A 13,086-nucleotide genomic window follows, 5' to 3' on the forward strand; every position below is an offset into this window, starting at 1 on the left:
CAATGATACGGGCCGCCATTATCGGGGCTACCGGCTACACCGGCGCGGAGCTGATGCGTATTCTGCTGCTCCATCCGGAAGCAACCCTGGAAGTCGCCACCAGTCAGTCCAGCTGCACAGAGCGCGTCACCGACCACTATCCGGCCCTGCATGGCCTGTGCGATCTTCGCTTCGAAGAGAACATACCGGAGTCCATAGCCAGGCGCATCGATGTGGTCTTTCTGGCGCTGCCCCATGGCGAGGCCATGGAAGCGGCCATTGCCTACCACCAGCTGGGGGTGAGGGTTATCGACCTGAGCGCCGATTTCCGCATTGATGACGCCGCCGCCTACCGGAATATCTACGGCAAAGACCACCTGGCACCCCAACTGTTGCGTCAGAAAGTCTACGGCCTCAGTGAGATCAATCGCACCGCCATTGCCGCCAGCTCTCTGGTGGCCAATCCCGGCTGCTATCCCACCTGCACACTGCTCTCGGTGGCTCCCTTGGCGCAGAAGGGCCTTCTCTGCAATCCCGTCATCGTCGACGCCAAAAGTGGTGTCAGTGGTGCTGGCAAGAAGCCCGGCCCCCGCACCCACTTTGTGGAAATCAACGAAGGTTTCTCTCCCTATGGCGTAGGCACCCACCGCCACCAGCCGGAGATCACCCAGGAGATGGACAAGCTGGGCACTCTGCAAAGTGACGTGATATTCACCCCCCACCTGCTCCCCTTGAGTCGTGGCATGCTGACCACCACCTACCTGGGACTGCAACCCGGCACCACGGTGGAACAGGTTGTGACTGCCTATGAACAGTTCTGCCAGCACGAACCCTTTGTGTACTTTCTGGGCCTGGACCGTTTCCCCAGTGTGCGCGACGTGCGTGGCTCCAATAACTGCTTTATCGGCATACACATCGACATTGCCCATCAGCGGGCCATCGTGATTGCTGCCATTGATAACCTGATGAAGGGTGCGTCGGGGCAGGCGGTGCAGAACATGAACATCATGTTCGGCCTTCCCGAAGACTGCGGCCTGAAGGGTATGCTTCAAGTGCTCTGACGGAGTCGTATCCATGCGCATTGTGCTCACGCTGCTGCTTCTGGCCTCCACTCTGTGGCTGACCACCGCCTGCGGCCCACGGGATCCACGGGCTTCCATGCCACCCATACGCAAGGACTTCGGCACCCCCGCCGGACACGCTCCCGGCACCTTGCGATCCTATACCATCGACGGACAGACCTATCATCCCGTTGAAACTGTCTCCACAGGCTTTCGTGAGCGGGGCATCGCGTCCTGGTACGGTCACCCCTTCCACGGACGCAAGACCAGCAACGGCGAGACCTACGACATGTACAAGTTCACGGCCGCCCATAAAACCCTGCCCATGAACGTCTATGTGCAGGTGAACAATCTGGAGAACGGCAAGTCCACCATCGTGCGCATCAACGATCGTGGACCCTTCGCGCCACGCCGGATCATCGATCTTTCCAAGGCTGCGGCAGAGCGTATCGACATGGTCGGCCCCGGCACCGCTCCCGTCGAAATCATCGTGCTGGGCTACAACCTGCGCGATCCTCGCGCGCAGACGACCCGCCACCAGACCGGTGATTTTTTCCGCTCCCGGGAAATGATCCAGCAGGGTAATTTCACCCTGCAGGTGGGCGCTTTCCGCAGCCGTGAAAACGCAGAACAGCAAGCGCAACAGCTCCGTACCCAGTACCAGCACGTGAGTGTCACTCCCCATGACTCACCCCAGGGAACACTTTACCGGGTCAGGGTCGGCAGGTATACTACCCTCGCGACAGCCGAACTGGAGAGCGAGCGGCTGCAGCGCCGCGGTGTGGACAACGTCGTGGTGGCTCAGTAGCTCTGTACCAGACCAACACTGTTTATCGCCTGTAACGGGCATAGAATACTTTCTCTGGAGGAATGTTTGGAATCCCTGTCACCCATCCGGAAAACCATTACCGGCGTACAAATGCTCTTTGTCGCTTTTGGCGCCCTGGTTCTGGTTCCCCTGCTCACCGGCCTTGATCCCTCGGTCGCCCTCTTCACCGCCGGCATCGGCACCCTGCTCTTTCAGTTTATCACCAAACGCACAGTGCCCATCTTCCTGGCCAGCTCATTTGCCTACATCGCCCCCATCATCGTTGCCACAGAGCTCTATGGCCTGCCCGGCACACTGGGTGGTCTGCTGGCCGCCGGTCTGGTGCAAGTGGCCCTCTCCTTCGCCGTACGTCTCAAAGGTGACGGTTTTATCCACAAGTATCTGCCCGCCATTGTAGTAGGGCCAGTCATCATGCTGATCGGGCTGATTCTCGCTCCGGTGGCCGTGAACATGGCCCAGGGAATGACTGGCGACGGCAGTTACCAGCTGGTGCCGCTGCCTCAGGCCATTACGGTTGCCGCTGTATCTCTGCTGACCACTATTGGCGTGACCCTGTGGGGACGAGGCATGCTGCGTTTTATTCCGATCCTGATGGGCGTCGGCAGTGGTTACGCTACTGCTTTGATTCTGGGTATCGTCAGTTTTGACCCCATTCGCGAAGCCCAGTGGTTCTCAGTACCGGCCTTCACCATGCCCGAATTCCACCTGGCTGCCATTCTCTTTATGATTCCCGTGGTCATTGCACCGACCATTGAACACATCGGCGATATGATCGCCATTTCCAAGGTCACCGGCAAAGACTATCTGAAGGAGCCGGGTCTGAAGAATACCCTGCTGGGTGACGGCCTGGCCACCTCCACAGCCGCCATGTTCGGCGGACCACCTAACACCACCTACTCTGAAGTGACCGGCGCCGTGGCCCTGCTGCGCATCTACGATACGACCATCATGACCATCGCCGCCATCACGGCTATTACCCTCGCCTTTGTGGGCAAGCTGGGAGCCATACTGGCGACGATTCCCGTGCCCGTCATGGGCGGTATCATGATCCTGCTCTTCGGCATGATCACCGCCATCGGCATTGGTTCCCTGGTACGGGCCAAGGTGGATATGGCCAACGGACGCAACATGATCATCGTCGCCGTCATTCTCGTCTTCGGCATCGGCGGTATGGCGCTGAATATCGGCCAGTTTCACCTGGGCAGCCTTGGGCTTGCCGGACTGGTGGGCGTCATTCTGAACATTGTGCTGCCACAGAACCTGGGCAAGGAGAGCTGAGCGTGCAGGATGTCTTTATTGTGGATCATCCGCTGATCCAGCATAAACTTACCTATATCAGGGACAGGAATACTTCCACCAAGATGTTCAAGGAGCTGCTGGAAGAGGTTTCCATGCTGATGGCCTATGAGATCACCCGCAACCTGGAGCTGGAAGATACTGACATCGAGACTCCCCTGGTGCCAACCAGGGGTAAGGTGCTGGGTGGCAAAAAGCTGGCGGTGGTACCCATTCTGCGGGCAGGCCTTGGTATGGTGCGCGGCATTGAAAACCTGATTCCCAATGTGCGCATTGGCCACCTGGGTATGTATCGCGATCACGATACCCTGCAACCGGTAGTCTACTACAACAAGCTGCCCCAGGATATGCACCAGCGGGATGTTATTCTGGTGGACCCCATGCTGGCGACAGGTGGCAGCGCTGTCATCGCCGTGGATGAGCTGAAAAAAGCCGGAGCACGCAGTGTCAAGTTTATGGCGCTGATCGCCGCGCCAGAGGGCATCCGTCACTTCTTCGACCATCACCCCGATGTGCCGATCTATGTGGCCGCTGTAGATGAAAAGCTCAGTGAGCAGGGCTACATTCTTCCCGGGCTCGGTGATGCGGGAGATCGCATTTTCGGGACCAGATAACGCTGATTTTCTACACACAAACGCCCCCGCAGGAGATTCCCGCAGGGGCGTTTTCTGTTATCACGAACGGGAGAAGCTACCCGAACTCCATACGTTTTTCGATCAGATCGCACAGGATGTGGATCACCATGATGTGCATCTCCTGGATACGCGGTGTATGGGGTGAGGGAATGATGATAGAGTGGTGGGTCATGGCGGCCAGCTTGCCACCATCGCGACCACTGAGGCTGATGGTGACGCCGCCTTTGCGATGGGCCTCTTCCATGGCGCTGATCACGTTGGGGGAATTGCCGGAAGTGCTGATGCCAAAGACAATATCACCTCCCTGACAGAGCCCTTCCACCTGGCGCCGGAAGACATTTTCATAGCCATAGTCATTGGCGATGGCCGTCATGGCGGCATTGTCAGCGCACAGGGCAATGGCGGGATAGGAGTGGCGCTCCAGCAGAAAGCGACCGAGCAGCTCACCGGCCATATGCATGGCATCACTGGCCGAGCCGCCATTGCCCATCAGCAGCACCTTGTGCTTATGGCGCAGGGCGCCGGCTATCACATCGGCGATGGTGGCAATGGTGGGGATCAGCTGCTCCATCTGATCAAGCAGCTGACGGTGCTCCTTCAGCTGGCGGCTGATGATATCATAGGTATCCACTGACTTTCCTCCTGGGCACTCAGTGTGCCATAAGCCTTTCAATCAGGTCATCCATTTCGGTGCCACGGGGAATGCCCACAAAGCGGCGAACGGGATTGCCTTCCTTGTCCAGGATGTCCGACGTCGGCGTTGAGGATATGCGGGTGTTTTCAATAACATAGCCCGCGCTGGTATGCACCACGGGGAAGGTGATGTTGTTCTGCTGCAGGTAACGCTCAAGCTCTGCCGCCGAAATGCGGTCCAGGTTGAAGCTGATAATGTCAAAGTCGCTGCCGTAGTGGGTGTCATAGAGCTTCTGCAGGTGTGGCAGCTCCTGCACACAGGCGGGGCAGTCCTTGGACCAGTAGTTCACCAGCAACACATTGCCTTTGTTATTGCCGATGCTCACCGAACGTCCGAAGACATCCGTGAAACTGGCCTGCTGGATGTGCGCGGAAAGGTGTACCGCTTCGGCCTGGATGGTTTGCTTGTCTCCCGAGAGGCCGATAAAGAGGATCAGGCCGACGATTATGGCCAGTGCCAGGCCAGAGCCAATCCAGAAGGTGCTGTTGCTTTTCTTCTTCGTATTTTTTGCCATGAAAAACCTCGTATTCTGTCATGAAGTCAACAAGTGAGGAAACTATCACAGATTGCCCGGGGCGAAAAGTCCCTGAGGTACTTAATGGAGGCGGGTGAGGGATCAGGTTGCTGTCACTGGAGAGTGAGAACCTTCAGTCGCTTCACGTTGCAGCCGCAGCTCCATGAGAAACTGCGTATAATTCTCTACCTCGAGGATACGCGCCATCAGCTGCGAGTCTCGGAAGAGCCCGCCTATATCTGACATGATATCAAGCTGATGCCCCGCCTCATCATAGGGGGTGAGCACCAGAATGACCAGGTGCACCGGCATATCGTCGGGAGTGTCGAAATCTATTCCCTTGGGCACAATACCGATGGCGACCAGAGGCTCCCTGAGCCAGGGAATTCGCGCGTGCGGGACTGCCACACCATTTCCCAGTGCTGTTGACATCAGGCACTCGCGGTTCCAGACCATCCTGTTCACCCGCTGAGCGTCAAGGGGGTTGGGGCAGGTTTCGCACGCGACATGGGACAATTCCAGGATCGCCTCTTCACGATTTTCCGGTTGCCAGTTGGCGAGAAATGCATGGGAAGAGGCGAAATCAGTGAAGTGCACCGGGCGTTTGCGTTTAAGGATGAACTGCAGCAACGCACCACTAGTCATGGATGTGACCAGCGCCAGTATCACCAGGGCCACGAACATGGGCTGCCCTATCAGACCTACCTGCAGGGCCAGCAGACTGAGAATGATTTCCATGGCTCCCCGCGAGTTCATGGCAAAACCAATGGCCCAGGATTCTCGGCGACTGAAATTCCCGATGCGGGCACCCAGCAGGCATCCACCTACTTTGCCGAGTGTGCCCAGGAAAAGTACCATCAGAACCAGCAGCAAGTCAAAGTGCTCAATAAAATTCACCTTGAGCCCGATGCTGGCAAAAAATATAGGGGCAAAGATAAATGAAATAAACTGATCAATGGTCGCACGAGTGCGTTCGCGCAGATGTCGCGAATCCCCTAAGGCGATCCCCAGAATAAAAGCACCAAAGATGGCATGAATACCTACCCATTCAGTAAAGGCCGCGCACAGAAGCCCCAGAGTCACGGAAAAACCAAGAATACCGCCAGGGTAGCTTGTGTGGGCATTGATCCACGGCAGAACCCGGTTGATAATCCAGCGGCCCGCGGTGAGCATAAATACAACAAAAACAAGGGTAAGCATAATGGTATAGCTGATATCCGGTCCATTACTGACAACGGCAGAACCCATCAAACCAAGGATCATGGCAAAGATAATCCAGCCGGCAAGGTCGTTGACCATGGCCGACGCGATAACAACCATTCCAATGTCAGAACGATAGAGGTTCAGATCCATCAAAGTTTTGGCAATAACCGGAAGGGCCGAAATGGAAAGAGCGGTCGCGAAGAAGAGTGCATAGAGGTTCAAGGAGGTATGGCCAGTAAAATGGAAAAGTGACGGCATGGCAATAACGGCCAGATAACCGAGGCCAAAGGGAATAACCATGCCGAAGAAGGCGATGGAAGTCGCGCTTTTCCCCTGACGCCAGAGGGTGGAGAGATCCACTTCCATACCTGCTACCAGCAGGAAAAGGGTTATGGCAATTAGGCTGAAGGCTCCAATGGCAATTGCCACGGGACCGTAGGCCGGAAACAGGGCGTTGAAAACCGAGGGGAAAAGGGTTCCAAGCAATGTTGGCCCGAGCAGGATGCCCGCCGCAATCTCCCCCAGCACCGATGGTTGGCCAAGCCTGCGGGCAACCTCACCGAAAAAGCGTGCAGCGCCTAGCAACACGGCAACTGCCAGCAGGAACATCACCAGATCGTGATGAGACATTAACTCCATCAGGACAACTCCCTCGGAAAATTATTTGCAGCCCTTCACTGTGCGTGGGAAGACAGGCATAACCGGGACCAGAGAGGGGTAGATGAGCGGTACTTCCACCAGCGTTCCCGCTGAAAAAAACCACTGTGCACCGTGAAGTATTACAGGTATTTTTGTTAAAGGAGCCACGCTCAAGGGAAAATCACCGCACACTACCGCGCTTCAGGCACACCCTTAGCAATTCACCCTGGCTTTATACCAAATCAGACCCTGATTGTCTTTCGAAAATCCACGCTTTCCCCTTCAACCATTCCTCATAATGCTTTTCAGGCTTTCTTTCTCCTCAGAATACACCGCGCATTTTATTCTTGACTGACGCGGTAAACAATATCATAATCGCCAATGTGATTCGGGAAAATAATCACAATTCGCCATCTGCTCTTTCTCAGTACAGTGACACGTGATAGGATGCGCCTGTCAGCTGAAATGAGAAAAGCGCAGGCACTTTAACGCGGAAAAGACTTACACAAGGAGTCGTCTATGGAGTTGGCTACCGGAATAGGGTACGTGGACTGGTCACGTCTGCAGTTCGCGGTTACCGCAATGTTTCACTTTATTTTTGTTCCGCTCACGCTCGGTCTTGCCTTTATCGTGGCTATCATGGAAACCATCTACGTCAAAACCGGTGATGAATACTGGAAGATGGTGACAAAGTTCTGGATGAAGCTCTTTGCCATCAACTTCGTGGTCGGTATTTCCACCGGGCTCATTATGGAATTTCAATTTGGCACCAACTGGTCCAACTACTCCTGGCTGGTGGGCGATATTTTTGGCGCTCCTTTGGCCGTGGAGGGTATTGTGGCCTTCTTCCTGGAGGCGACTTTCTTCGCCGTCATGTTTTTTGGCTGGGACAAGGTACGCCAGGGAACGCACCTCTTCGCCACCTGGATGGTTGCCATCGGCTCCAACCTCTCAGCATTGTGGATTCTTATCGCTAACGGCTGGATGCAGTATCCGGTGGGATCGCACTTCAATCCCGACACGGCACGCAATGAAATGCTCAACTTCTGGGAGATTCTCTTTTCGCCAGTGGCCATCACCAAATTCCTGCACACGGTAGCCAGTGGCTATGTGGTTGCCGCTCTCTTTGTGGTGGGCATCAGCGCCTGGTATCTGCTTAAAAAACGCGATGTGCAGTTCGCCAAGCGCAGTATGGCCATCGGCGCGGCCTTCGGCCTGATGATGTCCATATTCCTGGCCATGAGCGGCGATGAATCCGGCTACGAGATTGCCCAGAAGCAGCCCATGAAGCTGGCTGCCATGGAAGGTCTCTATGATGGCGAGCGTCAGGCTGGCGTCGTGGCCCTGGGGATGCTGACACCAGGAAAACGACCTGGTGACGACCGCGACCCCTTCCTCTTTGATATCCATATTCCCTATGCTCTCTCCTTCATGGGCTATCGTGATGTCAATGCCTTTGTGCCTGGCATCAATGATCTGGTCTACGGGAATTCCGCAGAGGGAATTGAATCGGCCAGCACCCTGATTGAACGGGGCAAAACCGCGCAGTCAGCCCTGGCATCATACAAGCAGGCCCAGGACAACGGCGACTTTGTGGCAGCGGCACGGTACCGTGCGCTCGTGGAGCAAAACGCTCCCTACATCGGTTACGGCTACCTGGAAAACCCCACTGATATTGTTCCGCCGGTGGCTCTGACATTCTACAGCTTCCGGGTCATGGTAGGCCTTGGGGTCTTCTTCATTGCCCTCTTCGCCGGTATTTTCTTCTTCCTGCGACGAGGGACCATAGAAGACAAGCCCTGGTTCCTGCGCCTGTGCGTTTTCTCGATTCCCCTTGGCTTTATCGCCGCCCAGGCGGGCTGGCTGGTAGCTGAAGTCGGGCGTCAGCCCTGGGCCATCCAGGATCTGTTGCCGGTACAGGCTGCCGCAACCTCTATTGGTGCCGGCGCGGTGCAGATCACCTTCTGGCTCTTTGTCCTGCTGTTTATCATCTTCTTCATTGCCGGTCTGCGGGTTATGCTGCAGCAGATCGTCATCGGACCACAGGGAGGCAAGTGATGTTTGGAAGCTTTGAACACCTGACACTGCAACAATACTGGTGGATCATCCTCTCACTGCTGGCGGGTCTGCTGGTCTTCATGATGTTTGTCCAGGGCGGTCAGACACTGCTGCGCACCCTGGCCAGAGACGAGGAGGAAAAGAGCCTGATGATCAACTCCCTGGGACGCAAGTGGGAGCTTGGCTTCACCACCCTGGTGCTCTTTGGTGGCGCTTTTTTTGCCGCGTTCCCACTCTTTTATGCCACCAGCTTCGGCGGCGCCTACTTTGTGTGGATGGCGATTCTCTACTGCTTTGTCCTCCAGGCGGTATCCTATGAGTTCCGCAGAAAACCGGGCAACCTTCTGGGTGCCGGCACCTACGAAACCTTCCTGCTGATCAACGGCAGCATCGGGGTCATCCTGATCGGCACTGCCGTGGGCACCCTCTTCAGTGGAGCGGCCTTCAGCCTCAACGAGTACAATCTCTCCCAGTGGCAGAACGACCTGCGCGGGCTTGAAGCGGCCTTCAACCTGTTCAATGTCTCCCTGGGCCTTGCCGTGTTCTTCCTGGGTCGCATGCTGGGTGCCATGTACTTCATGAATAATATCGACCACCAGGGTATCCGCGAACGGGGCCGCAAGTCGGTGCTCATCAACACCATCCTGTTCCTGCCATTCTTCCTGATCTTTGCCGTGTGGCTGCTGCTGCGTGACGGCTACGCCTACGACCCCCTCAGCGGCTTTGTTTTCCTGGAGAGCTACAAGTACCTGAAGAACTTCCTGGCCATGCCTGTGGTACTGGTCATGTTCCTGGCTGGCGTGCTGCTGGTTCTCTACTCGGTATTCATCACCGTGTTTAAAAAATCCCTCAGCGGTATCTGGTTCGGTGGGCCAGGAGCGGTGCTGGTGGTCATGAGCCTGTTCCTGAATCTGGGGCTCAACAACACCGCATTCTACCCTTCCTACTACGACCTGCAGAGCTCGCTGACCATCGTTAACAGCTCTGCCAGCCACTATACGCTGACGGTAATGAGTTACGTCTCCCTGGTGGTTCCGGTGGTGCTGGGATATATTATCCTGGCCTGGCGAGCCATGGACCGCAAAAAAATCACGGCTGAAGAGATCAGCCAGAACAAAGAAGCGTATTAAGGGGGAGCATATGTCTGAACTGGTAAAATCGGCAGTCATGCTGGCCGTCTGGCCGGTGTTGATCTACGCCAGCTATCGTTTCTGCTTCTGGAGCCTGAAGAGCTATCTGAAAAAAGAGCAGTAACCCGCAGGAGCAACTGTCCTTTTGCCCCTGCTGCAAGGACACACAACGTGCACCTCCGAACGGTTCACACATAATAAAAGCGGCGAGGCCTGAGGGCCCGCCGCTTTTGCATTGTTTCAGCTCTGCCTGCGTTCTCAGCGGCCCAGCTTCTCGATGATGCAGTTGTTCTCAAAGTCGTAGGTAAAGGTGCAGCGGCTGCGGGTGGAATTCAGGTATTTTTCCACCCCATACATGTCGATGACGGTATCGCGATCGCAATGGGAGAGGATGCGAATGGTACCCGGCGTACGCTGAATCATCGTCTTGATAACCTCCTTGAAGCGAACCAGCAGCTCGCGCACCTGGGCAAGGCGTTTGGCTTTCTGGGATGCGTCGGGAGGGATAAACCAGGCGTGAGGATCCGTGGAGAGAATGTTGCCACCTTCGTCAAGTTTGATGGCGTATCCGGGGGGAACCAGGTGTACATTGTGGCTGCGCCGGGCTTCGCCCAGCAGGGATTCGCTTTTAATGCCGATATTGGCGAAATAGCTTTCCAGCAGCTCCATTTCGAAGCTGAGATTGGAGTACTGGCTGCGAAACTGGTTGATCACTTCCAGCGCGCAGGGATCATAGGCGATAATGAAGCTGGGCATATTCAGTGAAGAGTTGATTTCGGAGATGACCAGTTCATCGTAAGCGGTGATGCGACTGGATATCACTGAGTTCACCATGACGTTGGTGCCAATGACTTCCGTGCGGGCGATGGACTTGATGACCACTTCGCGTTCGCTGGTTACCCTGGCGTTTTCGGCGAAATCCATTTGCGCCAGCCTGCGCGCTTTGATATTCCCGTAGCAGCCACCGTTTATCACCACACTTTCACCCTTGATGACGGCATTCTTCTCCACATGGCCTTCAATGGTGACATCTCCGGTGGCTTCGATCTCAAAACCGGCTTTCACGGTGCCAGTAATGGTTACAGAGCCATCAAAGCGGATATTGCCCGTTGCATAATCCACATCGCCTTTCAGGGCGAATACTTCACTGACGATAATGGTCTGTTCCTGCTGCAGGACAACACCATCGCGCTGGGCAATGAACAGGGTACGTTCATTATCGGGATAGTGCTGCTCCCGCACACCGGCACCTGCCTTGAGTTTCAGGCGGTTCTCTCCATTGCGGGCGGCAATGGTTTTGCCGAAAATGGTAAAACCCTTCACTCCCTTGGTGGCCCACTGAATCTCCAGAATCGTATTGCCGGACTTGACCTCTTTGACCAGCCCCCGCTCCCGGAAGTTGATGGCACCGGTCTGTTCGTCAATTTCACCGGGGCTACGCGCCAGGTCAATGGAATAATGAACCGATGAGTCTTCACCATGAACGGGAGGAACTCCGGTGGCAATGGTAATGCGCAAGGGAAATCCCATGGCGCTTTTGGCGTGCTCACGCTGTATCTGTCGGATCTGCTGCGTGACGTCAATCACATAGGGTTCGGCAATGTGCGCCACATCCACCGCGTCGCGCCAGACGGTATCGCTGAGGTTGCGCAGGCTGTATATCAGCAGCGTCGCTTTCAGCTTGTCATCGGATATCTCCAGGGACACGGTTCTGGTAACAGGAATCTTGCTGCTCACCGCGGCCCTCCTGTTCAGCGTTCCAGGGTTCGGATAAAGTTCTGCAGAAACTCGTAGGTATTGATGCGCATATTCTCCAGCGCATCAAGGTCAAGACCAAGCCCGGTGGCATAGCCTTCCACGGTATCCGTGGTCTGCTTTTCCATGGCCTCTACCAGCTGCAGCATGGTGCCGATACGTCCCTCATAATGAAGCACGGCCTCCGACACCACTTCACTGAGTTTCAGGCTGCTGATGATTTCAGTTTTATCCATCTGGAAGATCACGTCCACCAGGGAGAGAATGCCCACCAGAAAGCTCTGATCTTTTTCGGCACTGGCGGAGCCGTACAGATGGGCTGCAATTTCCTCCATCAGCTTGGCGCGAAAGATGGCCGACTCAAAGACTGGCCCGCGCAGTCCACCATTCTGGGGATCAGAGTAGCAGAGCAGGAGCAGCCAGTTCTGGAGCTTGATGCGCCCCATCAGGGTGATGGCATGGTGCAGGGAGGCAATATTGCTGCGCAGGTAGAAGGCACCGGAGTTGATGTATTTGAGGAGATTGACGCTGAGTTCCGGGCAGAATTTCAGCTCGCTTTCGATTTCCTGGGACGTGCTGGTTTCCGAATTCAGCAGCTGAATGGTTTTCAGCACTGTCAGCTTCGAGGGCTCGTAGGCATGGCCTTCAATGACTTCGGTATGGGCGAAGTAATAGCCCTGGAAAAGCGAGAATCCCAGCTTGCGGCACAGTTCCACATCGCGGCGATTTTCCATTTTCTCGATAATCAGCGTAGTGTAGAACTGCCGGTAGGTGTGGGCCATGCGCACCAGTCGACGCGGGCTGTTCAGGCTGAAGTCCACCTTGATAAACTCCACCTTGTCCACCAGGTTCTTGAAGCGGGTCAGGTACTCCCGCTCGAATATCACCTCATCCAGGGCAAAACGGTATCCCTTGAATGACAGGTCGCGCACCCGCTCCACCAGCTCATCGGAAATAGTGCTGTGTTCAAGGATTTCAAAGACAATACGGTCCTGGGGCAGAGCTTCAATGGCATCGGTCATCAGAAAACGATCATCGATGTTGACAAAGCCAAGCTTATCGCCGATGAGGTTGTTGATCCCGAAATTCATGAGAAAATTCACCAGGGTTCGCGCAGAGGCCTGAACAGAATCTTCATACACCGTAAAGTTGGCTTTTCCATGGCGGAAAAACAACTCATAGGCAACAATCTGGTTATCGGCATCCAATATGGGTTGTCTTCCGATATATATCTTGTGCATGGTGTGTACCCCAGTCGTAATTTTTTCCGTCAATGTCTCTCCACATTGCTCC

11 protein-coding genes are annotated in these 13,086 nt (G+C 55.4%); 6 read left to right on the forward strand and 5 right to left on the reverse strand.

Annotated elements, in window-relative coordinates:
• The first annotated feature begins 2 nt into the window (after positions 1-2).
• The 4 genes from argC (at position 3) to upp (ending at position 3,779) form a co-directional block, all read left to right on the forward strand.
• Complete coding sequence (gene argC, locus ACZ46I_RS12180) at positions 3-1,040, forward strand: N-acetyl-gamma-glutamyl-phosphate reductase (RefSeq protein ID WP_464280943.1); 1,038 nt, start codon at positions 3-5, stop codon at positions 1,038-1,040.
• A 13-nt stretch (positions 1,041-1,053) separates the two neighbouring features.
• Positions 1,054-1,848, forward strand: a complete 795-nt coding sequence (locus ACZ46I_RS12185) for a septal ring lytic transglycosylase RlpA family protein (RefSeq protein WP_013505425.1) — start codon at positions 1,054-1,056, stop codon at positions 1,846-1,848.
• An 84-nt stretch (positions 1,849-1,932) separates the two neighbouring features.
• Complete coding sequence (locus ACZ46I_RS12190) at positions 1,933-3,147, forward strand: solute carrier family 23 protein (RefSeq protein WP_041726510.1); 1,215 nt, start codon at positions 1,933-1,935, stop codon at positions 3,145-3,147.
• A gap of 2 nt (positions 3,148-3,149) precedes the next feature.
• Positions 3,150-3,779 (forward strand): uracil phosphoribosyltransferase, encoded by a 630-nt coding sequence (upp, locus tag ACZ46I_RS12195; RefSeq protein WP_013505427.1) that lies wholly within the window; start codon positions 3,150-3,152, stop codon positions 3,777-3,779.
• A gap of 76 nt (positions 3,780-3,855) precedes the next feature.
• On the opposite strand, the gene ACZ46I_RS12200 is transcribed toward upp, so the two are convergent.
• From ACZ46I_RS12200 to ACZ46I_RS12210, 3 genes are all read right to left on the reverse strand, one after another.
• Positions 3,856-4,431, reverse strand: a complete 576-nt coding sequence (locus tag ACZ46I_RS12200) for a D-sedoheptulose-7-phosphate isomerase (protein ID WP_013505428.1) — start codon at positions 4,429-4,431, stop codon at positions 3,856-3,858.
• A 19-nt stretch (positions 4,432-4,450) separates the two neighbouring features.
• Positions 4,451-5,008: a TlpA family protein disulfide reductase gene (locus tag ACZ46I_RS12205; RefSeq protein WP_464280944.1), complete on the reverse strand. Its 558-nt coding sequence runs from the start codon at positions 5,006-5,008 to the stop codon at positions 4,451-4,453.
• 102 nt (positions 5,009-5,110) lie between these two features.
• The gene (locus tag ACZ46I_RS12210) at positions 5,111-6,850 is read right to left on the reverse strand and encodes a cation:proton antiporter domain-containing protein (RefSeq protein WP_464280945.1); all 1,740 of its coding nucleotides are present in this window, start codon (positions 6,848-6,850) and stop codon (positions 5,111-5,113) included.
• Positions 6,851-7,369: 519 nt separating this feature from the next.
• Here ACZ46I_RS12210 and ACZ46I_RS12215 point away from each other — a divergent pair.
• Complete coding sequence (locus tag ACZ46I_RS12215) at positions 7,370-8,908, forward strand: cytochrome ubiquinol oxidase subunit I (RefSeq protein ID WP_464280946.1); 1,539 nt, start codon at positions 7,370-7,372, stop codon at positions 8,906-8,908.
• Positions 8,908-10,038, forward strand: coding sequence for a cytochrome d ubiquinol oxidase subunit II (gene cydB, locus ACZ46I_RS12220; RefSeq protein WP_464280947.1), 1,131 nt, complete (start codon positions 8,908-8,910; stop codon positions 10,036-10,038). Before ACZ46I_RS12215 ends, cydB begins: the two co-directional genes overlap by 1 nt.
• Positions 10,039-10,296: 258 nt before the next feature.
• On the opposite strand, the gene ACZ46I_RS12225 is transcribed toward cydB, so the two are convergent.
• Positions 10,297-11,775: a DUF342 domain-containing protein gene (locus ACZ46I_RS12225; RefSeq protein WP_464280948.1), complete on the reverse strand. Its 1,479-nt coding sequence runs from the start codon at positions 11,773-11,775 to the stop codon at positions 10,297-10,299.
• 14 nt (positions 11,776-11,789) lie between these two features.
• Positions 11,790-13,034, reverse strand: a complete 1,245-nt coding sequence (locus ACZ46I_RS12230) for an EAL and HDOD domain-containing protein (protein ID WP_464280949.1) — start codon at positions 13,032-13,034, stop codon at positions 11,790-11,792.
• Positions 13,035-13,086 lie beyond the last annotated feature (52 nt).

This window comes from Desulfurispirillum alkaliphilum (assembly GCF_055378285.1).